This window comes from Sphingobacterium gobiense (assembly GCF_002980575.1).
Taxonomy (GTDB): domain Bacteria; phylum Bacteroidota; class Bacteroidia; order Sphingobacteriales; family Sphingobacteriaceae; genus Sphingobacterium; species Sphingobacterium gobiense.
On the sequence record NZ_PVBS01000001.1, the window covers coordinates 333,316 to 359,899 of the forward strand.

Sequence of the window (26,584 nt, forward strand, 5' to 3'; positions counted from 1 at the left end):
TTAATTTACTGCTCGCCAATTGATGTCTTTTACCTTAATCATATCCGTCCATGTACTGTTTTCTTGTCGTAATAGCTCCACCACATTCGGATTAGTCCCTACAAGGAAGCGACTTAGTGTACCTTTTCTTTCGCTGTTATAGGTAGCGATATACAGGCTATTCAATAAATGGTCAATCTGTGTGTCGAACTTCAACATGGTGATTTCATCTGTACTAAGTTCAGGATAGCTATAAATTTTTTCGAAACCAGGATTATAGTCATACGCGTATAACTTATTTTTTACGGAGTAGAAGATCACACTGCGGTTGGAAGAAAAAGCATAGAAGTCGGCCCGATCAAAATCTGTAGCAATCGGTTTTACCGTATATGCAGCGTGTTTTCTAGGGTTGGTTCCGTTCGCATAAAACTTATAGACATGATGTGTATTATCAGCATCCTTCATAATCGCGAACGAGTTTCCATTGGTAGATGCGCCGTCGTTATTACGAGTATTTTCGGCATACACCAATGTTCGTCCTGCCGGTTGGTTCCAAGGGAAAGGTCCGCCGTCGTCCGGTAAAACCGTTGAAGACGTAGCAATCGCTATACCGGTGTAATTAAGAAAGCGTTGGTTTTGCATATCGTACCACATTATCGAGTTCATGCTGCCAATAGGGTAGAGTAAATAGGGGGCGGCTGGAATTCGTACCTGGGGCGCAGACGCCAATCGATTAATCGGATTGTTGAAAAAATCTCCTCCGGATATAATTGGTGCACCAGCAAATACGTCACCTCCTAAGGTAACCATTGCCCGATATAAGCTACTGCCAATTGCACCGGCCGCTGAGCGTATTTGAGGTGCTACGACGACGGGATGTAGCGTCTCAGGGTCTATGGTTTCCGATATATACAATAGCCGACTGAAATTATTACTCGCTGTAGCGGTCATTGTTGAGCGGTCAAGATAGTAGGATCCGGATTTGGTAAAAGCCCATAGCTTTCTGAAATTTGCGTCGCCACCGGTGTGTACTAAGCTGATCGGATCTTTCAGGAGAGGAAGCCCGCTTGTTGAAAGAATTCGCTTGATATGAACAGTATCTGTTAGCATTGCGAGCATTTCGGCCTCAGCAAAGCCTTGTTCATCTTCTCCGATAATGAGTAAACCCTTGGAATAAGCAGTGCTGACGATAAGGCGTATATTCGCAATCCAGGTGACGCCTGTCTTATTATCAATCACGCGGTAATACAGATCGAATTCACCCGGCTCCAATCGTACGGCATAATCGAGATTACGTTCGCGACCGATCGTATCACGAACTGTTCTTCCTTCCCTTTTCAGTATCCACAAATAGCTGTAGTCTCCTGTATCTTCATTATGTTTAGTTGCTTCGATATCGGGCTGAATATGTAATGTGTCTATGCCCGTACGTAGTATGTATTCGCTTTCCACATCCAGGATTGTTAACTCATTAATAGCTGAATATTCGTAATTCCCCAAATCTTTGCTACAAGACGCTATCGCCAGAAAAGACAAAACTGCTATGAAGTAAAAAAGTAATTTCATTAAATTTCAATTATTGTTCATGTGAAAATGTTATTATACGTTCGACTCTTATCGTTATGACTATGGGCCAGGAACCCATGGAACGCCGATATAAGAAGTCCAAGGGACACTACCAATAAACATGAGCCGGCCATCATCTTCTAAGATAGGATTGCCGGCATTGTAGCGTTCGATTAAGATCGTAGAGGCATCGCTCCCAATTAGCAGAGAGCGTGCGAGCGGCATAGTTTCCTCGCTCGCAAAGTCTTCGTAGGTTAACCCCAGGTTATCAATCAAAAACTCCATTTTTTTCCGAGTGAAGGCACCAAATAACCCGCTTTCACGGTTTCCACTTTGTATCGAACCTCGCCAGATCTCAGGTTCGACCATAATGTCATTTATCCTCAAAGTATGTAAGCTGGCGTCAAACTCTTCAACAGTAGCACCGCCGTCAAGCGAGGGGATAGCGTCCCATTCAGGGAAAGACAATGCGAGGTCATCACTGCCAGTTAAACGCAGACCCAACGTTTTTGGCTCATCTTCCAGATCTGCCGCACGCATTAAATGCACATTAACTGTAGTGGATATTGCTCCTGCGGGAATAACCCATTCACGTGCAATTGCTTCGTAATGCTGATTCAGGACGACCGTTGTCGAATCGGGATTTACATCTACATAAAAGACGCGATCATATTCCTTTACAGGTCCTGTAATAGCAATTTTTATTGGAATCTCAACTTCATCCAGCCCAATCCTTACAAAATCTATGTTGCTGTAAGGTTGATAAGGCCAAGATTCTGGAGACCGATTGCTATCGCCATGTTGCATAGCAAAATAGACGCCTTCACGTCCTTCGTAATCCATTAATTCTTTTTCGCAGCTCATGAACGCCGCAGCTTGAAAGAGTAGGAGATACATTAATATTCTTTTCATATCGCAATATTTCATGATATTAGTTTCTTTGTGAGGTTTCGCTATCGGGTAACGGAACGGTATAATTATTCAAAACCATTGTTTTGACGCCCGTTATGGTAGCGTGATTAGGTATCGACTGGTAGGCATTCCGTTTGTAAAAAAAGAACTGTTGCCCTTCGCCAATCATTTCCCTTCTGTACTCCCTGCCGATCTCCAGCTTTAGTGCAGCCTCTGTCACTGGTGCGAGGTCGACAGTGTTTCGAGCAGTTCTTAACACATTCAGGTACTCCGTTGCGATCGTTAAGTCAGGATGGCACTCTGCGGCAATCAGTAGTAATTCGGAAATCCGGATCAGCGGAATCATGTACCTTCCCGGGCCGTCTGCGATGTCGGCATATTTCATATTGGTTGTAGCGGATACCGTAGCATTAGATGCCGTTTGCCAAATTCGCCTGCGGTAGTCGTTTCCATCATCGTACAGGTCGTCGACGCGGCGTTCATCCTCATCGCCAGCACTAAACGATAGCTTGTTCGCCGACGTTAGATTTACGCTGAAGAGCCTGTCATACATTCGGTCCCGGTTGATGTCATATAACGCAAACATAACCTCAGAACTAAACAAGCGATCTGGTGTGGTCGGATGGGTCGCTTGCGCGAAAGTAACGAAAGGAAAAACTATCTGGTCGTCGGTAAATACTTCTTCCAATACTTCTGCTGCCTGCGTCAGCGCATCTGCTTTATTGTTTTGCCATAAGTATGCACGTGCTAATAGCGCCTTGGTGGCATAGTAATTTAAGCGATATTGACGATAATAGAGGTCGTTAGATCCCGAGGGGTTATTCCCGTTGCGAACACCATCTGTGCGTATCGGATCGGTATCTTCCATCAATAAAATAGCAGCTTCAAGATCAGCCACTACATGTGCCATTATCTCTTCAGATCCAAGCAACGGAGCTATATCGTATCCAGTTTTATTAACGTAAGGGATAGCCAAAGTTGCCTTATTTTCTTCCGTATAGATTGGTCCGAACAAGCGTAACATATCCAAATGCAGCATCGCACGCAAGGCCAATGTCTCCCCTTTAATAATGCCGTAATATGGCTGAGGAAGTACATCGCTAGGCTCATCACCGCATTTCTCTAAGATAACATTGCAGTTAGCAATTAATTCATACGCCTTGCGCCAGGCATTGTCAAACGTAGTTTTTACGTCGCTTTCCGTATAGGCGAACGTAGCGTATCTGTGATAGTTATGCGTAGAACTACTCATAAAATAATACTGCCCCAGTACGTCTATTGCTCCGGTCGTCATGGCCCGCCCGTAAAGCGCTGTATTGGCCATTTCTACATAGACGCCATTTAACGCTTTCAGATAGCCTTCCCGGTTTATAAATAGTTGATCTTCATCCAGCCGATCGGTGGGCTTCACGTCTATCCATTTACTGCATGAATGGGTCAATAAACTTAATACCAGGCATATATATATATTGTGTATTGTTTTCATATTATACTTATCTATTAAAATCGAACTGCTGCTGAAAAGGATATCGACCGCGCAAACGGATAATCAATGCCCCGCTCATTTGTAATGGTCGATAGATGGAAAATATCATTCATAAACGCCCTAAAGGTCACGGATGATGCACGTATCGATTTTAACCAAGCTGCGTTGGTGTTTTCGTAACCTAAAGAAAAAGACTCACCAATGAGTTGATTGTTATCTTCTACGAAACGAGAAGACATTGGCGTTGTCTCAGTAAGTGCAATGCCTTTGAAACGAGCTACGTCTCCTGGCTTTTGCCAGCGTTCGTAAAGCGCACGTTTATCTTGATTTAAGGTTACATTGGCCCGAGATATATTCTCCACCTTTTCAAAAAGGGTTTGCATAAAAGCTTGCCCGCCGATGCGGTACCTTAAGTAGGCAGAAGCAGTAAAACCTTTGTAGAAAAAGTTTGTCCCGATTACGCCTTCAAGATCTGGATCGCTGTTTCCAACGATGACCTCATCCTGATAGTTGTGTACAAAGGTCTGTTCATTATTGCGGTTCAGGAATATTTCTCGTCCTGTCGCGGGATCTATACCGGCCGAACGTACGGCCCAGAGGTCTGAAGGACTTCCGCCATCGTAATAGCGAACGAGATTGCGGCTCTTATTGGCTTCGTTAAAGTTAGCCAATTGATTGCCCATATTACGGTATTCGGCCTTTAGCTGACGTAAGTTAAGGTTAATCCGCCAGCTTAGTTGGCGGCGTTTTAGCACCGTGTAATCGGTGATCAAGGTGAAACCATGTGTTACTTGTTCGCCGATGTTTTGTGCCACTCGACTCACGCCAGTCGAGGATGGTAGGGATACAATAACCAATAGCGGATCGGTCGTCTTTACAAAGTAATCTCCGTTAAATCGGAGACGGTTGTTAAATATCGTAAGGTCGAAACCCACATTCCGGTCTAAGGTAGTTTGCCATTGCAGACCCCTATTTCCCATGTTGCTGATTAACGTACTTGCACCGAAAGGATTGCGGTTGTCGTTGTTGTAGCGATAAAGGCGCATGGATATATAGTTATCGAAATTCTGATTGCCCGGGTTACCGATTGATCCCCGAATTCGGAGTTGATTTAGCCAGCTAATCACAGCATTTTTTATAAAGTGCTCGTTATGTGCATTCCAAGCTACTCCTGTAGACCAAATGGTAGAGAACTGTCTTTCGGATCCAAAAACGGATGATCCATCAGATCGTAACGTAGCATCAAATAAATAGCGCTGATCGTAGGCGTATCCAGTATTCAGAAAAAAACTTGCCCCCCTTCGTACAGCTTCCTCATAGTTAGGTCGCTGTTGTGTATAATATCCTAATGCAAAACTGGGATTAGAAAATTCATCATCGATAAAACCCGCTGCACCGAAGGAACTTTGCTGACGTTTATTTTGCTCCATTCGCGCACCGGCAACTGCATTGACCATGTGTTTTTCTGCTAACAGCTTTCCGTAGGTCAAGCTAAAATCACCATCATAATTGATGTTTTTTCCATTCGATTCGTTATAGCGTCCTCGCTCTAGGACATCTGTTTCTATAAATTCCGTATTGAAAGGTGAACGGAATAGTTCACGGCTTGTATTCATACTACGGATACCGAAGCGACCACGTGCTCGTAACGATTCCATTATCCGCCATTCTATTTCAAAGTTATTGGTAAACCCCTGTGTTTCTTCTAAGTCTATATTTAAATTTTCTTGATCATATAAGGGACTATAGACATTGACCGTTTGTGGTTGGAAATTAGCATTATTATAGATGTAGCTCTCCAGTAGCATATTGGGACGACCATCTGCATCGTACTTGCGATAATAAGGGTTTGCTCGAGAGAAACTAGCGAAACTAACGCTCTCGCGGTTTGCGCGTATATTATCTATACTCAGCGAGTTATTAACAGAAATGTTTCCTTTACGATAGAGCAGACGAATATTACCATTAGTCGTTTGTCGATCAGATCCCTCCATCACACCTTTGTTCACACCGTGATTGATCGATGCGCTATATCTTAGATTGGCGTCACCTCCTTCAGCAAACAGCGTGTGACGTTGGTTCAACGTGGTGCGCAACGGCTCATTGGGCCAGTAGGTATTCACGCCGCGACGAACTTCCTTTAAACGGTTATTATAATTCGCCTCGCTGGCAGGGTTGGTACCCACTATGAGATTACCGTTTTCATTCAACAAACCGTAGAAGCCCGATAAAAGTTCGAATTGCAGCTTTTCTTCCGCATTCATTAAATTGTAGTCCGTTAAATCTGCAAAATTTACGGAGCCATTTAGGTTGTAATTGATGCGTAGTTGTCCAGGTACCGGTCGTTTCGTCTCGACAACAACCACACCGTTTGCAGCCTTGGAACCATAAATAGCCGTAGCAGAAGCATCTTTTAATAAAGTAATGCTTTCTACGCGATCCATACTGAGATCGCTGATGATCTGTAACGTACTCTCGAAACCATCAAGAATAAACAACGGCTGATTTGGATCCGAGCTAAATTCGTCGGTTAAACCAATAACACTGCTTTTGCCGCGTATTTCGATGTTGGCCATACGGTTGGGATCTGATCCAAATTGATTGTTATCGATAACAGCAAAGGAGGGATCTAATGTTTTTAGACTTTGAAGAACATTTTGATTGCCTACCATCTGCAACTCCTTGGCCGTATAGGTAGCCGATGACCCCGTAAAACTTTCTTTATTACGTTGATATATTCCGGTAATTACCACATCCTTGATAGCATCGGCAGCGGGTTCCAATTGTACGGACAAGTATTCTTGATCTTTATACTCCATTTCCAAGGTCTTCATTCCAACGTAGGTGAAAACTAAAAATATTCTCCCCGTTTCGTTTGGCAGGATGAGTCTGAAGCGTCCCCTGGTATCGGTACTGCAACTCAGCTTAGTTCCTTTGACCTGCACAGTAACACCTTCTAGATGGGCTTTGGTCTCAGCTTGGTGTACAGTTCCTACAACTAAGCGTTGCTGTACATCGGCCTTCGGCATCTGGACGGTAGGCATGGTTTTCGCTTTCCGGGAAAGGGAAATGGTTTTGTCTTCCAGCTGATACGCGATAGATTGACCCGCTGTAATTTGTTCTAAGAAACGCCCTAATTGCATGCCCCGCACATCAACGGTGACGGGTTTGGCTTCTTCCAACAAACTTTTGGAACTAAATACAGTATAGCCAGTTTGTTGCCGGATAGCTTCTATAATGCGTGCAAAGGGAATGTTTTTTCCTTTTAGCGTAATCTGCTGGGAATAGCTGGACGCACTTACTGTTAACAGTCCAGCCAATGTTAAGAACATGATGATCTTCATCACTCGTGTTAAGTAATTTATATTCATTAATTTTACCGTTGATTTTGGTTGGTGCAATATCTGCTTGTAATGTTTAGGTAATTGCTGAAAATCAGATCGTAGGGGAAAGGATGGCAGTCCTTTCCTTCTTTTTGGATTTTAGGTACAATCTGTTCGGATTCATTATTCGTGTTATTTCATAGGCATTCAGATTTTTAAGTATTAAATTTTCTTTCCTTTGATGATAAGTTTGCGTTTGACAGTATCCAAGCTATAGTTAATATCGGCGACGTCGAGTACGCGCAGTACCAGACCTATGTTTTGATTGCGGAAGGCATCGCCTGCTAATTCGACAGCCGGCACTTTTCCTTCATAGGCAATGGTCAGATCATACCAATGGCCAATTTCAGTCATTACTTCGGTAAAAGATTTTCCATCAAAGCTAAACTTTCCGTCGCGCCAGGCCATGTAATTACGCGCATTAACTTGGTGAATGTGTGTGCCTGAATTCGTTGTAATAGCCTGATCTCCTGGAGATAATAACAACTTCTTGTGCTGGTCTGTCAGGGCTATTTTACCTTCTATGAGCGTGGTTTTGCTAGACGTTTGATCAGGGTAGGCGGAGATATTGAATTGTGTACCCAATACGTCAATCTCTTGCTTACTGCTGATCACCTTAAAAGCTTTTTTTGATCCATCAGTTCGATATGCCGACTTCACTTCAAAGTACGCTTCGCCTTCCAACTCGACAACACGTTGTTCATCTGTAAAATCGGTAGGGTAGGTTAACTTAGAAGCTGCATTTAACCACACCCGGGTGCCATCAGGCAAGGTAACCTGATAGGTGCCGCCCCGTGGGGTTTGTAGAACCAACTTTGCGACCTTATCACCGACACCATCTAATGAACCGTCTTCCTGCACAGTTGTACCATCGCCGTATGTGATGCCATTATTGACGACAATGCCATCCTGTGCGGTACTTAGATTAATCTGTCTGCCGTCGGTCAATATAAGCGTAGCTTTGTTTCCTCCGGGCTCAATTGTCGTACTGGTTGATACAGGAGATGTCATATGGTTGTCTACGTAAACATGGTTTGCCCAAATACCTAAAAATACAACTAAAACCACTGCAGCAGCAATCCAATAAAGCTTTCGAATATTAGAACGAGGGTAGCGTATGGTTTGCTCTTCTTTAATTTGGGCGAGCAGACCATCGAGCATCCGCGTCTTTATCTGATCGTGACTTTCATCGGCGGTCAAAGGTATAGTAACCGCGGTATCATCATGACTATTATACCAATCGATTAAAACTTGTAACTCATCAGAATTAATGCGGTTGTTTTTGAACTTATAAACTAATTGCTCAATATATTTAGGATCGTGGATCATCTTAATTCTATCTGTCTACTTATATAGACAGTAGAATAGGTGATAAGGGTGAGTCGAAAATATTATATTGTTAATTTTTTATTAAAAAACCGGTCTTTAAAGGGTAGGTTATTGAAAAAAAATAGGGATAAACACGATAGTGGTTAATAGTTCCGTGTTGTTACGGATGTCTTTATTCGCTTTTTTTAAATGAGATTTAACGGTATTTTCCGAAAGATTAAGTTTCTCGGCGATTTGCTTCGTAGAAAGACCTTCATGTCGGCTTAAAGTAAATACCAATTTGCATTGTGCAGGCAAAGAATAGATCGCACGGTCGATTTGTTGGGCTAACTCGCGCGCAATCAGTTCGCGTTCCGGCGTGTCAAGGTTTACCATCTCAAAAGGAGAATAACTTTCTGCCTTTAGACGTTCGCGGTGCCGACGATCTAAAATATTAAATGATTGATTGCGTATTGCACGAGCTAAATAGTTTGCAAGTTCATCTTTGGCCAAGGAGAAATCACTGCGCAACTTCCATAATTTGCACAACACGTCCTGTACGCATTCCTCCGCTTCTTCTAGATTACCTAATCGATTAAAGGCTACAGCTAACATTTTTTCCCAATAGCGATCGTATATCTCAACCAACACACGCTCGTCACCTCCGCGCATAAACTGGACTAACTCCCGATCGCCGTAAATCTTATAATCCACCATTCGTCATGTATCTACTTGCCCTACAAACTTATATATATTTGCTTTTATATGCAATTATAATTACGTGGCACGCAGCATTCGACAAAACGGCAATTGGATAGGCTGGTTTTCGAGCTGCCTCAACGAAGCTATTATTGCTTCGAATATGATCATTGATAAAGTGGTTAGAAAGCATCACTCTTGAATGCTCCATGCTTCGAAAATTGGTAATAATCGACAGCTGGTAGAAGTACCAATTAAAGGCTAAATTTATATGGCCGCTACTCATCCATACAGATGTCGACATCATTATACGTATCTAGATAATAGAACAAAAATCAACGCTAAAATTGCAGGGACTCCCTGTTTTAAAAGGATACTTTTTGAAGCCGTGGTTGCACCATAGAGAGCAGCTACAATAACGCAGCTAAGAAAAAACACCCTTATATTGAACGACCACGCAGGATCTTGGATCAGAAACGACCAGAGAAGCCCGGCCGCAAGGAAACCGTTGTATAGGCCTTGGTTGGCCGCCAGTTTTTTTGTAGGTGTAAAAAGATGATCTGGTAGCGACCCTCTGAAAACCTTTTTTCCGGTAGTTTCCCAGGCAAACATTTCTAACCACATGATGTAGATATGTTCTAAAGCTACTATAGCCGTGAACACGATTGCAAGTGTTTCCATTTTAATCAACTAATTTTTTAAACGTTATCAAATCTTTCTGGGCTGCCTGCATGCTATATTTCATGTGGCTCGAAACTATACAAATGTATATAATAAAATACAGTATTATCGGGAGGACAGATAACATTTGATCTGCTTGAGACTTGTTCAGTTTCCACGCAGTGGAGTAGCTGATTTCATAGTGGACAAACAATGATCGAAAACATAAGAGGGGGCGGGAAGAAGATCGAAAAGAAATAATAACAAAAAATCCTGGAGCGGGGAGCTCCAGGATTTTTACTAACTAACCAATTATTAACCTAAATTATGAATTACTGAAATGTTATCAATTTGTGTGCCTTTTTTATGTTTTATAACTGTATTTTAACATATCTTAACAAAAGCCCCCTCCCATAAGTAAGAATTCCCTAACAATAGGCACATCAGCTTCTGCCGAGTCGTAATCTTGTCGTTCGCTTCTATCAACCCAGATGGCCTGCGCGTGCTCGACAATAGTCATAGAACCACCCGTCCATTTACAAAGAAAAGGGTAGAGGCGGAGCGAAAATGCTGGGTAGAGGTGTTCTACCACAGTAAGCGCAGTTCCGACTACAATTTCCACTTCAAGTTCGTCGAAGATTTCTTGACCTATGAAAAGTTGTACAGGCGCAGGAATCGTTAACTTGGGATCGATCTTAGAATATGTAAACTATATGCGATGCTTAAAATAAATGTAAAAACCGACTGTGGACATTCTCCAAAACGTACGTTTCTCCGAGATTTTAATATAGCTTTCGGAAAAGGAGATGCTACTTTTATTATTGCCCAAGTGACAGATGATATCGTTTGGGAGGTGATGGGCGAACGAACTATTGAAGGAAAAGACAGCTTCTCCAAAGCGATCAACGAGATGAAAGAGAAAGAGGTTGCCGAAATAACTATAGAGAAAGTGGTGACACACGGCAGAGAAGGTGCCGTGAACGGTGTCATGAAAATGAAAGACGGCAAACAATATGCTTTTGCAGATTTTTATGAATTCAAAAATACGACGAGCACAACCATTAAGTCGATGACTTCATATGTGGTCGAAATATAGTCGTTAGCACAACCTGTTTAGGTCGCTATTTAAGACTACAGTTATTATGTGCCGTTGGTCAATTACTGTTCTCATCAGGGATTTTTGATAGTCGTGTTTCTGCTTCTGCATAGCGGCGCACCGCTTTTATTGTCAAGATCGACAGCGATATATAATATAAAAATTATTAAGGAAGATTTGAACGATAACAAAAAAATCAAAGCCTGCATTTGCAGGCTTTGCTAACTAAACTAAACATCGGGAAATATTTCACAACATGTCCCCTCTAAACAAAAGTCTAAAGTCTATTACAGATAAGTCGTTTCCACTTTGCTCACTTTCCATCCATCTTTTCCTTGGTTCAGCGTAATGTAGTCTACGCGGGTGAAATTCTCGAATGCCATCGTTGCTTTGGCTACGCATATCTTTCCGTCCTGCGATAGGATCTCGTAGCTGCTCTTGCAGTCATATTTGTTACCCTTGTTGGCCTTTAGGTATTTGATGTATTCCTTTTTGCCCGCGCGGTCATTATTGTTCACGTTGCGGTACTCAAAATCATCCGCAAAAAGAAACTTGTTCATGTCGATACTGCCCACGGTAACCGCTTCCAGGTACGTATTCAGAATCATGTCCGATTTCAGTTCTTTCAAAGGATTGGCTTTTTCCGAAGCAAAGGAGCTTAGTGATGTCACCATGATCAAAGCTGCTGCGATAGTTTTCAAGGTCGTTCTCATATCTGTAGTTTTTAATGTGTTATTTATAATATTTTTTCTATTTCTTATTTGATACTTCAAAGGTATTGCGAGATGAAGATTTACCGAATAACGATTAGACCAAGCTCCGGCATTTCTCGGTAACCGCGGTAAAAAAATCGGTAAATGCAAATATTTACTTGTTTGTTCATGCCAAAAGGATTGCAAGCCAGTTGCCAAAGCATCCAATGCTTTGTTTTAAAGGTGTTTATGATTTTTAACATCATTTCCCCCTGTTCACGGTCGGACAGCAGATGTCCGGTAATGAACAAAATCCTGAGGCGGGGAACCTCAGGATTTTAACTAACTAACCAATTATAAACCTAAATTATGAAGGACAAATATAACGACTAAAGCCCCCATTTCGTTTCTATTAAGTGTATGTTTAACATATATTGACAGAGTGAAAACGCTGGTTCGTGTTGTTCCACTGGGGCAAACAGGAACTGTGCAATAATACCTGAAAAGCAGTTTATATTTGTTTAGTAGACAAATTTTACAGATATTTCGCATCACTAAATGTCATAATCAAATTTGTACATGAACAACCTGATTTACGTTCTGGAGGACAACGCAGAAATTCTGGAGATCATCACCATGATCCTAGAAGATTTTAGAATTGAGGGATTCGGAACAGTTTCAGAGTTTTCCGCTGGATTTTCCAAACACTCACCAGCGCTCTGCCTACTGGATGTGATGTTACCAGATGGCAACGGACTAGAAATCTGTCAGCAAATGAAAGAAAACCCAACCACAGCGCATATTCCGGTAATCGTAATGACCGCAAACTCAAGCATTGATAAAATGAGAGAAAAAGGCACCGCGGATGATTATCTCGCTAAGCCTTTTGATATCGATGATCTGACACAACGGATAACGAACCTTATATAAACAGTGTTCAATAAACCAAACTGATGAATCAGAACCGGAAACTGAGCAATGACCATTTACTAGCTATCCTTGGGAATGTTGATAGTGCAATAGCAATTTATTCGGGTAGCGAAATGTGTGTAGAATTCGCTAGTCAAGCAATGCTTAATGCTTGGGGCAAGGGACCCGAGATCATCGGAAAAGCATTAAGAGATGTCCGTTTCGAAGCTGAAGGGCAGCCTTTGCTCGAAGTATTACAAAAGGTCTGGGAAACAGGAATAGATGAGCGAGGAACCGTGACGCCTATGGAACAGGTCGTCGGAGGAAACGTACAGCCGTTTTATCTGGATTACGTCTATAAAGCTGTAAAACATGATGATGGCAAAGTTTGCGCTATCCTTCACACCGCTACAAACGTGACAGATAAAATTGCTAGCCAAATAGAAGCTAAACAGCCGCCGAATAAAGAATTTGTAACAATAGATAAGGAACTGATCGAGTCTAAGGATCGCCTAAGAGAGACAAATATTGACCTCCAATTAACTGATATACAACTTCATAAAGTATTGAGTGAACTACCTATTCCTGTAGTTACTTTGCTCGGGAAGGACCAAGTCATTTCGGTAACGAATCAGGCGATACTCAAGCTATGGAATAGGACGAGCGAGGAAGTTTTAGGCAAGCCCATGCTGGAAGTATTTCCTGAACTCAAGAACCAACCCTATCCATCGCTCTGGAAAAAAGTATTTGAAACCGGCGTTCCGGTCAGCTTTACAGAGAAAATGGTTGTATATAAAGACAAAGTTTCCGGAGGTGACCGATCTTTCTACATTGATTATTTTTGCCAGCCATTAGTAGATAGAAACGCAAATAGGATAGGGATTATCTCTACCGTATTTGATGTTACGGAGAAAGTTCAGTCTCGTAAACAAATAGAGGAAGCCGAAGCGAGATTAAGTCTGGCGCTTGACTCAGCCAAACTTGGAACCTGGCATATACATTTGAAGAGCAACGAGCTAACGTCATCCCCTCGTTTTAGAGAGATTTTCGGATTCGATATGCGAAAGGAGATAACGTTGGAACAGGCAACCGATCAGATCCTGGAGTCACATAGGACAGATGTAATAGAAAGCATTGAGCATTCGCTTGTAACTGGAGCATTTTACGACATGGAATACCCTATAAAGCGCTATTCGGACGATGTCATTCGCTGGGTGCATGCTACGGGAACGATGTATGGTGCGACAGGCGATAAAATAAATTTTTCGGGCATCGTTCAGGACATCACGCAACGTAAATTTGAAGAGCAGCGAAAAGACGACTTCCTCAGTATCGCCAGTCACGAATTAAAAACGCCGGTTACAGCTCTGAAGGGTTCCCTTCAACTTTTAAACCGTAGGAAGAGCGATCTGGATCACCCGATGGTACCGCGTTTGATCGATCAGGCTTACGTTAGCGTCGAAAAAATTACCGACCTGATTGATGACCTGCTTAATACTGCTCGCTCCAATGCTGGACAATTACATCTCAACTATTCGGAATTTACTATTTCCAACATGCTGGAACAATGTTGCCAGCATATTAGAATGGGAGGTAAACATGAGTTAATCCTTCAAGGCGACAAGAGTCTAAAGATAGAAGCTGATGAGGCGCGAATCGATCAGGTGGTAGTTAATTTGGTGAACAACGCAGCTAAATATGCACCAGATCAACAGCATATTTATCTTATCGTGGAAAATCTTGGAGATAGAGCCAAGGTGTCCGTAAGAGATACTGGACCAGGAATTCAACACGATAAAATCGAACATCTTTTCGAGCGGTATTATCGAACAGATTATAGAGGAGCACAATATTCGGGTTTAGGCCTCGGTTTATACATCAGTGCGGAGATCATTAAAAGGCATGATGGAGAAATCGGTGTAGATAGCACGCCTGGTGAAGGTAGTACGTTCTGGTTTACACTGCCCTACAAGCCTTTAAAACGGGCAGAAAAATGAAGCGTGCATATTTAGGCTTTATCCTCAAATACTGCGGCGATAGTCTTTTCTGTCTTTTGCCTGTTTTCCTTGCTATCGCGGTTCTCAATATCCTGATTAGGTTAAAAATACGTTAAAAGCTGCTATTCCCGTTTGAAGGATTCGACCTTTTCATTGATATATGATATTGCCGTGCCAAACGTAGCGATGCCACAAAAAATAAGAATGGAGGCCAATACCTTACCGCCCGAGGTAACCGGATAATAATCGCCGTAGCCTACGGTCGTGATGGTAATGTAACTCCACCATAATGCATCTTCCGCGGTCTGGATGTTACCTACGTCTTTCTCCACATACAACACCCCTGTGGTGGCCAACACAAGTGTAGTATACGATATAAACACAACGAAGCCATATAAGGTCGCTGCTCGGTTTTCCCGGATAAACGTCAGCAACAATGTGAACGACTTGATGATGCGCAAGACCCTAAAAACCCTGAAAATCCGGATATACCTAAATTCGGAAACCATCGGGATCGACGACAACAAGTCCAACCAGCCTGTGGTGTATAAGTACCGCCACCGACGTTCCGCCCGAAAGAGCTGCCGAAAGAAATCGATTAAAAATATCGCGCATAGCGAAAAATCGAAGTATCCAATTAAGCGATACACTTCCGAATCAGAAGGAATGAAGAATGTAATGGACAGCAGGATAATACTGAAAATCGACAACAGCGCTATAACGATATTGAAAACACTCATTATGTAGTTGTTCCCCCATTGCTTTCAGCCTCAACGCACGGGCAGAGATCAAACAGGCTCGTTTTGGAGATGTTATGCTTCATACTGTAGGTGGATTTACTATTTAATTGTTGTTCTTACAAAGTTAACAGAAAATCCCGTAAAATATAACCTTGAGTTCAGCTCAAGCATACCACCCGCTTGTGGGGCGGGTAAAATCCCTGTTGCCCCCAGGCCCCCCTGACGAACCTCCCTAAAGTCAAAGTATGCTTCCAAACCAAAGCATCTATCAAAAGCCAAATAAATTAAACAACAAAGCCGTCTCATTACTTTTGAGACAGCTTCCTAACTAAACTAAACATCGGGAAATATCTCATGAAATATACCATATTGAAACAAACATCTAAAGTCTACGGATAAGTCGTTTCTGCCTTGCTCACCTACCAACCATCTTTGCCCTGGTTCAGGGTGACGTAGTGTACCTAGATGAAGTTATCGAATGCCATTGTTGCTTTGTTTACGCATACCTTTCCATACCTAAGATCATAGGTTAGCAAAAGCCTAAGGGCAGGGCCTTTATAAACTTTGGTAGTTACGACCATCATCTCGTACACAACAGAGATAGCGCATGACAATTCTCTATTGTAAAAATATAAAACTATCTTTAGCAATATTATTTATCTATACATTTCATAAATTTATGAGAAAAACTTTACTTCTATTGTTCGCAGCGACTTGTTTCGTGTCAATGTCGCATGCACAGGAATTTAACTTTCAGAAAGGCGATATACTTCTGGAAGGAAATGCTGGGTTATACTTCACAAAGAGAAAAGGAGATTGGCAGTCGAAAAGTACCAGCTTAACCTTAAATCCTAAAGTGGGATACCTTTTAACAGAAAAATTTGCTTTGGGAATCGACTTGGGGTATGGGCTATATAAAAATATACTGCCAGGCGAAAGGTCGAGTGATAGCAAAACGCAATCATATCGGTTCGGTGCATTTGGACGTTACTATTTCTTAGAATTAGGGAAGCGTTTTAAAACCTATACCGAGGGAGCTGTATCTTATGGCTTTACCAATTATGATAATTATGCAAATTTTGATTATGATAAGTTGGATAGCTATGCCGCCAGTGCAGGTATCGGTGCAAACTTTTTTATCACGCGTAAGGTAGCTATTGGTTATTCATTCGCAAATCTAATTTCCTACACTATAGCAAAGCCGGACATGCCGGATGCCGATAATGTCAGTAGGCTTAACGTGAATGTGAATTCATTCCATAATTTTTTTGAGTCAGGTCAGTTCTCTTTGACTTTCAAGTTCTAATTATCTCATATTTTATACAGACACATGAAGAAATTTACAATTATATTGGTCGCTTTCTTGAGTTTAGTTGCTATAGTGAAAGCGCAGGAGTTTGGTTTCAAGAAAGGCGACTTTTTGGTAGAAGGTACATTGAGTGCCTCTGTAGAAGAAGGAGGGATGGAAAATTATGACAAACGCTCTACTTTTGGATTTCAACCACAAGCAAGTTATTTTCTGAGTGATAAGCTAGCTCTGGGCTTATATTTTGGTATCGGTAATGGTAAGTTTGAAGAGAGCGTCGACGCTACTGAAAGAACAATCGATCATAACTACTATTCTGTAGGAGTTTTTGGCCGTTATTATTTTTTAGATCTTGGTACACGCTTTAAGACTTTCACATCGCTGGAGGGAAGTTTTATGGAGATGAAATATAACGATGATTTATTCGATAGGCCTAATATAGAACAATACAACGTTAGAGGTGGTATTGGAGCACATTTCTTTATTACAAAAAATGTAGCTATAAACTATACATTTACGAATATTGTTGGTTTCAGTTCCGTGAAATTAGACGAGAACTCAACAACGAATAGTTTCTCTTTAAGTTTGAATAATTTTCAGAACTTCTTCAATTCCGGGTCGTTCTCTTTGAGTTTCCGTTTTTAAGTCATAAACCCTCTTCTGCACTTGACTCTCGTTAACAAAAAGAAGATGAGGAAAAAAATCAAAGCCTGCATTTGCAGGCTTTGCTAACTAAACATCGGGAAATATTTCACAACATGTCCCCACTAAACAAAAGTTTATTATGGATAAGTTGTTTCCACCTTGCTTACTTTCCAACCGTCCTTTCCTTGGTTCAAGGTAATGTAGTCTACGCGGGTGAAGTTGTCGAATGCCATCGTTGCCTTGGCTAGGCATACCTTGCCATCCTGCGATAGTATCTGGTAGCTGCTCTCGCAGTCGTATTGCATGCCTTTATTGGCCTTCAGGTATTTGATGTATTCCTTTTTGCCCGCACGGTCGTTGTTGTTCACGTTGCGGTACACAAAATCATCTGCAAAAAGGAACTTGTTCAGGTCGATGCTACCCACGGTAACAGCATCCATATAGGAGCCAATTACCATGTCCGATTCCACGTCTTTCAAAGGATTGGCTTTTTCCGAAGCAAAGGAGCTTAGTGATGTAGCCATAATCAAAGCTGCTGCGATAGTTTTCAATGTTGTTCTCATATCTGTAGTTTTTAATGTGATGTGTATAATGTTTTTTTTATTTCTTATTTGATATCTCAAAGGTAGGGCAGTGGGTAGATTTACCGAATAACGATTAGACCAAGCTCCCGCATTTCTCGGTAACTGCGGTAAAAAAATCGGTGAATAGTTTCTGCCCGACAATCCATAGCCGTTTTTAAACGTTTATAAATGCTTATTTACCGGCTTTTAGGGATGCTACTACCTAGGTTTGCTTCACAGTTATCAGAATTATGTACCATAAATTTTAATCATTATGAAGCAAGACACAACACCTGTATTTATCGACCCGACGACCGACTTCGGTTTTAAGCGCATATTCGGAACCGAGGCGAACAAGGATCTATTGATCTCCTTTCTCAATGAGCTGTTCCGCGGGCGGAAGCTTATCGAGGATCTCTATTACAACAAGAACGAACATGTAGGCGACAGATAGCAAAATTTACAAAACTTACGGTAAAGGAAATAGGCGAATTGCGATAATAACAAAAAATCCTGAAGCGGGGAACTTCAGGATTTTTACTAACTAACCAATTATAAACCTAATTATGAAGTACAAATATAACGACAATTGCTTACGTTTCGTTTCTTGTAAGTGTATATTTAACACATATTAACACGAGTCCGGTCCCATACGTAGTATTGGCTTTACTATTGGGATCTCAGCCTATTTTCTTTAAATAATAGCACTCAGTCACCTATCGCTGATAACCCGCCCAGTGAAAATATTTTTTACTCTTGTCGCGTTTAATCTAGGGCTGCCGTTTATATTTTTATAAGGCGCCTATATGTGAAATACATCTATGCCATTATTGCTACATATTATTAAAAGCAGCTTTCATTATAGATTCTAAAAGATTAAATATTTATTTGAAATGAAAAAACTATATTTTTTGATAGCCATCTTTACCATTGTATTGCATGCATGTACCAAGGAAAAAGAGCTGGATGTAGATGATGTGCCTGATTCGCTACAGCAGCACATGACGGAAGGTTGCACATGTGACCCTCGGATAGGGCTTTTTAAATGGAATGAGCGCGTACTATATGTGCATTGGTACATAGGCCCTGCGTGCAACACGATTTCGAGTTATTATAATGAAGAAGGCGGCAAACTGGATCTGACGGCAGAAGAGCAGAATCTCTTTTGGGAACAGAAAGAACTGGTGAAGATGATCTGGGTGTGTGGCGAATGAGTTAGCAGTAACTTTTCTATGATGGCATAAGTTACGTGAAGCATAATGCGTTAAATATAGGCGGTTGGGCTTTAAGTTCATTTGATCAGCCAATAGATGAGGTTTCAAAGCCGATTTGGTAATTTTTGGGGTTAAAATATCTGTCCATTCGATTATTCTGAATGATAAGGAAGTAGTCCCTTGATAAAAAGTGGAGATACTCCAATCTAAGAATATCCCCACTGTTTAAATAGAAACTAGAAATTTGATTTGCGTTTCTTTACTTCTTCCAAAATTTTCGAGAAAGATTTTTCCCTCTTACGCTTTTCATGTTCTGAAGTAGAGAAGTGCCAAGCTTCTTTACGCAGTTTCAGATAGCTTTCGTAGACTTTACGGTCTAATGTATTGTTGTTTATTGCTTCCAAAACAGCACATCCCGGTTCGTCCATATGTTTACAATTTTTAAAACGACATGATTCAGAATAATCAGAAATATCTAAAATTTCCGCGAGTGAACCAGCGTCTTCAATAGCCATTCCAAATTCCCTGACACCTGGCGTGTCGATTAAAACACCTGAACGTTCCATCAATACCATTTCCCTCCTTGTTGAAGTATGCTTCCCCTTCCCTGTAGAAGAACTTATTTCTGAAGTGAGTAAACGAGGTATATCGCAAAGAGAATTTACCAAAGAACTTTTTCCTACTCCAGAAGAGCCCACAAACACAACTGTCTCTCCTTCCGCAATAGTTTCCCGCAATTGGTAAATTGTGTGGGGTAGATGAATACTTGTAAACAACATAGGCACCTGATCGACGAGGTGCTTGGTCGCTTCCATTATACCCTCTTTGTCAAAGACTAAATCAGCTTTATTAAAAACTAAAATAGGCTTAATCTTTGCTTCAATTATTTGAAAGATAAAGCGTTCGGCTCTGCGGACATTGAAATTATCATCAAGGCTTTGCACAATAAATGCTTTATCTACATAGGATGCAATAGTTTGTTTGTCGGCAACCGTTCCACTTTTCCTGCGATACAATGTCCGTTCACGAGGCAACAAATCAACGATGATCCCCTTGCTTTCATCGAATGGTTGAAAAATCACCCAATCGCCCACACAAGGCAGTTCAAAATCCGGCTTGCCGAACATCTTATTGCCCGTTAGTTCACATTGAAATAATCCGTTCTCTGAAACAACTTCATAACAGGTACGGTGTACAATAGCTATCCGTCCATGATACAAAGATTTATGTATAGACTCTTGTTTTAGTTGGTTTAATTTATCGTTCCAACCATAAATATTCAAATTAATCATTGCTTTATCTTTTTTGCGATAAAAAACGTGTAGCCGTAGAATTCTTTATGCGAAAACATACCATTGTTCTCCACGTTATACGCACATTAAAAATTAAAATTTAATAATAGGAAATCACTCCCGAAAGGATTTATCGAGAGCAAACGAAAAGACAATCTGTAAAGGAATTACAGATTGTTTATTACACCAAATCCGACTTAGTTGTTTTTGTCATACAGCAAAGATATCGCTTTTTGATTAAAAAAATAAATCGCGGCGTTTAAGATAACGTATATATATTCTCATTTTAAATAATAAAAGCCTGCATTTGCAGGCTTTGCTAACTAAACTAAACATTGGTGGCTGCATGTTCTGAAAAACATGTCCAAAATGGACAAACTGCCCACCTACCTTCGGAAGCGGTTTTGAAACCATTCCAAGTAGTGGAATAGCTTCGATTGCATTGAGAACAAACACTGATCGAAAACATGTTTGCCATTGCAACATACAGTAAATTAAAAGGTCCCAATTTATTTTCCTTCGGATAGCGCTCCTCCACATTGGCATATTATTCGGTAGATTTACGATAGCTTAACACTTCCTTCAACAGAGATTTTTTTCAGATTGATATAATTTTTTTCATTACATTTGAAAACTGATCGCGATGACAGCGAAGGAATACGTCGATTTCAGAGGAAGTGGTAGCTACTAAATAAAGAACCTTAACATACAATTAATATTAGTAAAGGATCAAAAATTGCGAATATGCCTAACTTTGCAGTCGGATGAGAAGCATGGCATTCGTTTTATAAATGTATAAGTTAATTTTCGGAACCTGCTGATGGAAAACCTCAAAAATGAAGAATTTTTAGCGGGATACTTAGATACGCTTTCGAAGAGGCAAGTTTTTGAACGTGCTTTCAAAACGCATTGGGAAAGCATTTACCGATCTGCTTTGCAAAAGGTCGGGTCGGAAGAAGCCGCCAAGGATATCGTGCAGGACGTATTTATCGTCTTGTGGAATAAACTCGACGAATTGAAAGACCGCCCGTTGACGCCTTTCCTGCATGCGGTGTTGAAAAATAAAGTACTGCAACTTTTCGAGAGGAACGCTGTCCGGCTTCGATACGTTGTAGAGTCGACGCAGCAACCCCAGGTGGCTGAACCCTGTGACGAACCGCTGTTTGAAAAAGAACTAGACTCCATTATAAAGGATGAAGTGCTCAATATGCCTCCCAGAATGCAGACAATATATCGGATGAAAAAAGAAGAGGACCTTTCCATACGAGACATATCCAAGTCGCTACAAATATCCGAACAAACAGTCAAAAACCAATTATACAGCGCTTCGGAGCGTCTCAAAGCTAAATTAAAGCTGTATAATCCACAAATAACCTTGATGCTTTTGATCCTGTTCGTCAATTAATTTCTAGCACGGCACTCGAACAAACTAAAAAAAGAAAAATTTCTTATAGTACTTTGTCATAGCCAAACGGATATATGTTAAAAGGCTTGATTTTGAAGATATCCGACTTACAAAGACTTATAAAGAAATACAATGATGGAACCGCAAGCCCTGACGAGCGAAGATTTGTTGAAACTTGGTATGAAGACCTCCATGTTGATACAGGCAAGGCAGAAGGCGAGCTACCAAGCGATCTCGAGAATTCTATATTTTCGGCAGTAGAGGCGGAGATTGGCGATTCAGAGCAGACCCGCAACCCGAGCCTACGTATGGCTAGAACACTGTTTCGGATTGCCGCGGCGGTCACTGTCGTGATATCGATATCGATCTATCTCCTTTTCTTCCGTCTGGCACCGGTAAGCAACCACACGGTGCCTAAGGTCGTATCGGTTACGCAAAACGACGTCGAAGCAGGAGGAGATAGAGCAACCCTGACCTTGGGAAGTGGAGCGCGAATCATACTGAATGAATTGCAGCAAGACTCCTTAAACTATGGCGCTTCGGTAATAAGGAAAAATGAAGAAGGCAGTATCCGATTCGAATCGACTGGCCGCTTATTGCCGGCCGCGGAGCTTTTGGCATGGAATACGCTTTCAACGCCAACAGGCGGACAGTATAAGATCGTTCTTCCCGACGGTACGAAAGTGTGGCTCAATGCAGAATCGCATCTGCGTTTTCCAACGGTATTTGCTGGAAACGAACGGCATGTTGAACTAGTGGGTGAAGCCTATTTCGAGGTCAGCCAAGATAAAAGTAAACCTTTTCGCGTAATCGCCGACAAGGCGAAGATCGAAGTACTCGGCACCCATTTCAATGTGATGGCCTACAAGGACGAAAAATCTATGGTCGCAACCTTGTTGGAAGGGTCAATCAAAATCAGTTCGAAACATGGGGAAAAGATTCTGTCTCCGGGTCAACAGGCGCTCGTAAATCAAACATTATCGGTGAAAGAAGTTGACACAGACCTAGCGGTCGCCTGGAAAAACGGTTTCACCCTTTTTGAGAACGAAGATCTAAGGACAATCATGCGCCGAATCGAGCGGTGGTATGATGTGAAGGTCATCTTCCAAGACCATCTGACCGAAAGACGATTTACTGGCGGGATTGACAGAAAGGCCAAGTTATCATCCCTCCTTAAGATTCTAGAACTAAGTGATATACAGTTCGAACTAAACGACAGAATATTAACCGTAAAAAAATAAAACATGGAAAGTTAGGCGAATACGAAATAAAAAAAACCGGAAATGGGCCAACATTTCCGGTAACTCCGCTACTAGGTAACGGATAGAAATTTTCAAATAATCATCTTGATATTAATGAAAACTCATATCAAAAATATGAAATTTAACTATTTTATTTTACCTTTTTCGTATAAACGACGAAGGTTGTTCCTATTTGTAAAATTAATTGTTGCCCTGATACTGCTTTCATCTCTTCAGGGAAACGCAAAAATTTTTGCCCAATCGATTTCCCTCAAAAAGAAAAATGCACCGTTGGAGGAGATCTTGAAAGATATCGGAAAACAAGCCGGATACGTTTTTTGGTACGAACCGCAAACTATTAAGCCGTTCCGGGATACCGACGTTTCGCTGCACAATGTGAGCTTAGAAACAGCGCTGGAGAAGGTTCTCGAAAACAAAAATCTGGCATATTCAATTGTCGGAAAAACTATCGTTATTAAAGACAAACAAGAACGCAACGCGCAACGCGCAGTAGTAGATTTTGTGTCAGGAATTGTTGTCGACATCAATGGTCAACCTATACCCGGAGCCACGATTCGAGTTGTCGGAACAACGAGGACATCGAGCACCGATGATACGGGAGCCTTTCAGCTGAAAGATGTGGACGATGGCGATGTGATCAGTGTAAGCCACACAGGATATGAAACCGTGGAAATAAAGTTAAGTGCGCAGCGCGAACTTCGGGTCATCCTGAAACAACATATCGAAGCGGTTGAAGAAATCGTCGTCGTGGGATATGGCACACAACAAAAATCCCATATGACCGGTGCCGTATCGGTTTTGGATATGGCGGAAAAGAAAGATCAACCATTTACCAATGCAAGCCAGGCACTGCACGGGGTGTCTGGGCTATGGGTAAACCAGGCCGGTGGAAAGCCCGGACAGGACGTCGCTACCATCCGCATCCGGGGCGTTGGTACACTAAATAATCAAAATCCGCTAGTATTGGTCGATGGAATTGAATTTAATATGAACGAGCTGAATCCAAACGATATCGAAAGTATTACGGTGCTAAAGGACGCCTCTGCAGCGATATATGGTTCACGCTCCGCCAATGGCGTAATCCTCGTCACAACAAAGACGGGCAAGCGCGGACGGACAGCCGTTAATTACAGCTTTTCTCATGGTATACAACAGACCACCAGAATGCCCGATGTTGTATGGGATCCAATCCTATACATGCAGATGAGAAATACAGCCATGATCAACGAAGGATCGCCAATTACGTATTCGGAAGAACAGATTGAGGAGTATAGAAATGGTATGGCGACAAATCCACACATTTATCCCAATATTAACTGGTTTGATGAAGTCTTGAAGAATGGTTATCTCCAACAGCATAACCTTCGTTTCTCGGGAGGGAGTGAAAAAACCACATACAACCTCTCCTTAGGCTTTATGGATCAAGATGGTGTTTTAATAGACGCCAACCATGCAAATAGGTATTCCTTGGCATTGAACCTCGCAACTGATATCAGTAGCAAGTTGAAGGTTGGAGGAAGTGTTCACGCAAACTATCGTAAATATGACGAAAATGCACATGGCACGCCGTATTTCTTTAACCGATTTATGCGTGTCCTGCCGATTTTTTCACCCTACTTACCAGACGGCCGGTACGGTAATGCCGTATTTGCCACACCAGGCCGTAATGCGGTTGAAAACCCCTTGATGCTACTAAAAGAAGGACGTAAGGACCATGCGGTCCAACGTATACTGGCAAAAGCATTTGCAGACTACGAACTTCCGTTTGGGCTTCGGTATAACATCAATCTGGGAATTGATAAGCTTGACGGCTATGCAAGACAATTTGTTCCGTTTTTGACCACCTATAACCCGAAGACGGAGGTTCCGTACTATTACAACAATAATCCTTATGCCTTTAATTACGACGACAACGTGCTTAATATGTCGTTCTTTCAGACATTAACCTGGGACAAAGAAATTGATCTCCATAACGTCTCGGCGATGGTCGGTACATCATATATCAGCGAGGAAAGAGGGTGGTTCGATGCGCGTATCGAGGGATATTTTGATAATGCACTGACCGATATCTCGGCAGGCTCTATTAATCCCAGAAATAACGGTGCGGAGACGCGCGATAAACTGGGGTCATACTTCGGCCGTCTAAATTACAATTACGATGAAAAATATCTAATAGAGACCACCTTTAGATACGATGGGTCTGCCCGTTTTGCACCTGCCAACCGTTGGGCTTTTTTTCCGTCCTTTTCGGCCGGATGGCGGTTGGATAGGGAAAGCTTCTTTCCACAGTTTTCGGGTCTCAACCTTCTGAAGTTACGTGGGTCTTGGGGAAAACTCGGAAATCAGGACGTGCCATTATTTAGCTACTTACCGAAAGTTAGCTTAGGAAACGATTATAATTTCAATGGTATTATCGTTCCGGGAGCAGCTATTACCGGTTCGGTCGATCCCAACATCTCATGGGAAACGACAACCACGACGAACCTCGGGCTAGATGCCGAGATGTGGAATGGAAAATTAGGACTCTCTTTTGAGTTGTTCAAAAGGCGAACAACCGACATTTTACGCCCTGTAAATCTTCCTGCACAAGTCGGTAACCTCAGCGGCGCACAACGGAATATCGGCGTTGTAGACAACAAGGGATATGAATTGAACCTTTCACATCGCAACCTCATCAATGACTTTAGTTATGAGATTTCGGGAGGCATAACCTATGTGAAAAACCAGATTGTAGACCTTAACGGCGAGACGGTCATCAATGGGCGGCGCATATTGAAAGAAGGATACCCAATCGATGCGTATTACCTTTACGATGCGGAAGGCATTTATCAAAACCAAGAACAGATTGATTATAGCGCGGTAATCAGTTCCAATGTGAAGCCCGGGTTTCTTAAATATAGAGATGTTAATGGAGACGACAAAATTAACGGCGATGACAGGATTATCGTGGGCAGCTCAATACCAAAGTATATGTATAGTTTTAACCTTAAATTCGGATACAAAAACTTCTCTTTCGATACTTTTTGGCAAGGTGTTCAAGGGCTTAATATATACCCGACAAACAATTTAGCATATCCTATTAACAATGGAGCAGGAATTACCCATGAGTGGGTTACCGATTCCTGGACACCGGAACGTCCTGATGCAAGACTGCCTATTCTGGTGACCCCACAAGGCGCCTCAGAAAACTATCAGGCCTCTACATTTTGGCTGCAGGATGCCTCTTATCTCCGACTACAGAACGTGCAGTTAAACTATAGCTTACCAAAGGATCTCATAAGTAAGGTTGGACTCAGCAATTTCTCCCTGTTTGTTAATGGACAAAATCTGTTGACTTTTTCGAATTTTAAACAGTTCGATCCGGAAAAGGAGATAAAGGACGACACCCTTTATGATTACCCTATGCTGAAAACTTTTAGTTTCGGCTTAAATGCGACGTTTTAAAAAATGAGTAGAGTTTTGAAGAGAAA

21 protein-coding genes and 1 pseudogene are annotated in these 26,584 nt (G+C 41.7%); 10 read left to right on the plus strand and 12 right to left on the minus strand.

Going from position 1 to position 26,584, the window contains the following annotated elements:
- From C5749_RS01465 to C5749_RS19460, 8 genes are all read right to left on the minus strand, one after another.
- Positions 1-1,545: a PKD-like family lipoprotein gene (locus tag C5749_RS01465; RefSeq protein ID WP_105722364.1), complete on the minus strand. Its 1,545-nt coding sequence runs from the start codon at positions 1,543-1,545 to the stop codon at positions 1-3.
- A 60-nt stretch (positions 1,546-1,605) separates the two neighbouring features.
- Positions 1,606-2,457 (minus strand): DUF4843 domain-containing protein, encoded by an 852-nt coding sequence (locus tag C5749_RS01470; RefSeq protein WP_181151243.1) that lies wholly within the window; start codon positions 2,455-2,457, stop codon positions 1,606-1,608.
- A gap of 19 nt (positions 2,458-2,476) precedes the next feature.
- Positions 2,477-3,943, minus strand: coding sequence for a RagB/SusD family nutrient uptake outer membrane protein (locus tag C5749_RS01475; RefSeq protein ID WP_105722368.1), 1,467 nt, complete (start codon positions 3,941-3,943; stop codon positions 2,477-2,479).
- A 14-nt stretch (positions 3,944-3,957) separates the two neighbouring features.
- Positions 3,958-7,314, minus strand: a complete 3,357-nt coding sequence (locus tag C5749_RS01480) for a SusC/RagA family TonB-linked outer membrane protein (protein ID WP_245893581.1) — start codon at positions 7,312-7,314, stop codon at positions 3,958-3,960.
- Positions 7,315-7,488: 174 nt separating this feature from the next.
- A complete protein-coding gene (locus C5749_RS01485; protein ID WP_105722370.1) occupies positions 7,489-8,655 on the minus strand; it encodes a FecR family protein in 1,167 nt (388 codons plus the stop codon).
- A gap of 108 nt (positions 8,656-8,763) precedes the next feature.
- Positions 8,764-9,351, minus strand: coding sequence for an RNA polymerase sigma factor (locus C5749_RS01490; protein ID WP_105722372.1), 588 nt, complete (start codon positions 9,349-9,351; stop codon positions 8,764-8,766).
- Between the two features lie 288 nt (positions 9,352-9,639).
- Positions 9,640-10,014 (minus strand): DUF1304 domain-containing protein, encoded by a 375-nt coding sequence (locus C5749_RS01500; RefSeq protein WP_105722376.1) that lies wholly within the window; start codon positions 10,012-10,014, stop codon positions 9,640-9,642.
- Between the two features lie 373 nt (positions 10,015-10,387).
- Complete coding sequence (locus C5749_RS19460; protein ID WP_146113644.1) at positions 10,388-10,615, minus strand: NUDIX hydrolase; 228 nt, start codon at positions 10,613-10,615, stop codon at positions 10,388-10,390.
- A gap of 96 nt (positions 10,616-10,711) precedes the next feature.
- Here C5749_RS19460 and C5749_RS01505 point away from each other — a divergent pair, with 96 nt between their 5' ends.
- Positions 10,712-11,089 carry a nuclear transport factor 2 family protein gene (locus C5749_RS01505; RefSeq protein WP_105722378.1) on the plus strand — a complete coding sequence of 126 codons (378 nt, stop codon included), beginning with the start codon at positions 10,712-10,714 and terminating at the stop codon, positions 11,087-11,089.
- 287 nt (positions 11,090-11,376) lie between these two features.
- Here the strand turns inward: C5749_RS01505 and C5749_RS01510 are convergent, their stop codons facing one another.
- Complete coding sequence (locus C5749_RS01510; protein WP_105725091.1) at positions 11,377-11,802, minus strand: nuclear transport factor 2 family protein; 426 nt, start codon at positions 11,800-11,802, stop codon at positions 11,377-11,379.
- 558 nt (positions 11,803-12,360) lie between these two features.
- Here C5749_RS01510 and C5749_RS01515 point away from each other — a divergent pair.
- A complete protein-coding gene (locus C5749_RS01515; protein ID WP_105722380.1) occupies positions 12,361-12,711 on the plus strand; it encodes a response regulator transcription factor in 351 nt (116 codons plus the stop codon).
- 23 nt (positions 12,712-12,734) lie between these two features.
- Positions 12,735-14,687, plus strand: a complete 1,953-nt coding sequence (locus tag C5749_RS01520; RefSeq protein WP_105722382.1) for a PAS domain-containing sensor histidine kinase — start codon at positions 12,735-12,737, stop codon at positions 14,685-14,687.
- A gap of 122 nt (positions 14,688-14,809) precedes the next feature.
- Here the strand turns inward: C5749_RS01520 and C5749_RS01525 are convergent, their stop codons facing one another.
- Positions 14,810-15,427 carry a potassium channel family protein gene (locus tag C5749_RS01525; protein ID WP_207795763.1) on the minus strand — a complete coding sequence of 206 codons (618 nt, stop codon included), beginning with the start codon at positions 15,425-15,427 and terminating at the stop codon, positions 14,810-14,812.
- Between the two features lie 679 nt (positions 15,428-16,106).
- Here C5749_RS01525 and C5749_RS01530 point away from each other — a divergent pair.
- The gene (locus C5749_RS01530) at positions 16,107-16,733 is read left to right on the plus strand and encodes an outer membrane beta-barrel protein (protein ID WP_181151244.1); all 627 of its coding nucleotides are present in this window, start codon (positions 16,107-16,109) and stop codon (positions 16,731-16,733) included.
- Positions 16,734-16,757: 24 nt separating this feature from the next.
- Positions 16,758-17,378, plus strand: coding sequence for an outer membrane beta-barrel protein (locus C5749_RS01535; RefSeq protein ID WP_105722386.1), 621 nt, complete (start codon positions 16,758-16,760; stop codon positions 17,376-17,378).
- Between the two features lie 137 nt (positions 17,379-17,515).
- Here the strand turns inward: C5749_RS01535 and C5749_RS01540 are convergent, their stop codons facing one another.
- A complete protein-coding gene (locus C5749_RS01540; RefSeq protein ID WP_105725094.1) occupies positions 17,516-17,941 on the minus strand; it encodes a nuclear transport factor 2 family protein in 426 nt (141 codons plus the stop codon).
- A gap of 274 nt (positions 17,942-18,215) precedes the next feature.
- On the opposite strand from C5749_RS01540, the pseudogene C5749_RS01545 reads away from it, so the two are divergent.
- Positions 18,216-18,389 (plus strand): annotated as a pseudogene (locus C5749_RS01545) (PD-(D/E)XK nuclease family transposase); the annotation flags it as partial.
- A gap of 445 nt (positions 18,390-18,834) precedes the next feature.
- Complete coding sequence (locus C5749_RS01550) at positions 18,835-19,155, plus strand: hypothetical protein (protein ID WP_105722390.1); 321 nt, start codon at positions 18,835-18,837, stop codon at positions 19,153-19,155.
- A gap of 236 nt (positions 19,156-19,391) precedes the next feature.
- Here the strand turns inward: C5749_RS01550 and rsgA are convergent, their stop codons facing one another.
- Entirely contained in the window at positions 19,392-20,447 is a 1,056-nt protein-coding gene (rsgA, locus tag C5749_RS01555; protein WP_105722392.1) for a ribosome small subunit-dependent GTPase A, read from the minus strand.
- Between the two features lie 820 nt (positions 20,448-21,267).
- On the opposite strand from rsgA, the gene C5749_RS01560 reads away from it, so the two are divergent.
- From C5749_RS01560 to C5749_RS01570, 3 genes are all read left to right on the plus strand, one after another.
- On the plus strand, positions 21,268-21,852 hold the full coding sequence (locus C5749_RS01560) for an RNA polymerase sigma factor (RefSeq protein ID WP_105722394.1): 585 nt from the start codon (positions 21,268-21,270) through the stop codon (positions 21,850-21,852).
- A 92-nt stretch (positions 21,853-21,944) separates the two neighbouring features.
- Positions 21,945-23,093, plus strand: coding sequence for a FecR family protein (locus C5749_RS01565; protein ID WP_181151245.1), 1,149 nt, complete (start codon positions 21,945-21,947; stop codon positions 23,091-23,093).
- Positions 23,094-23,228: 135 nt separating this feature from the next.
- On the plus strand, positions 23,229-26,558 hold the full coding sequence (locus C5749_RS01570; RefSeq protein WP_105725096.1) for a TonB-dependent receptor: 3,330 nt from the start codon (positions 23,229-23,231) through the stop codon (positions 26,556-26,558).
- Positions 26,559-26,584: the final 26 nt, after the last annotated feature.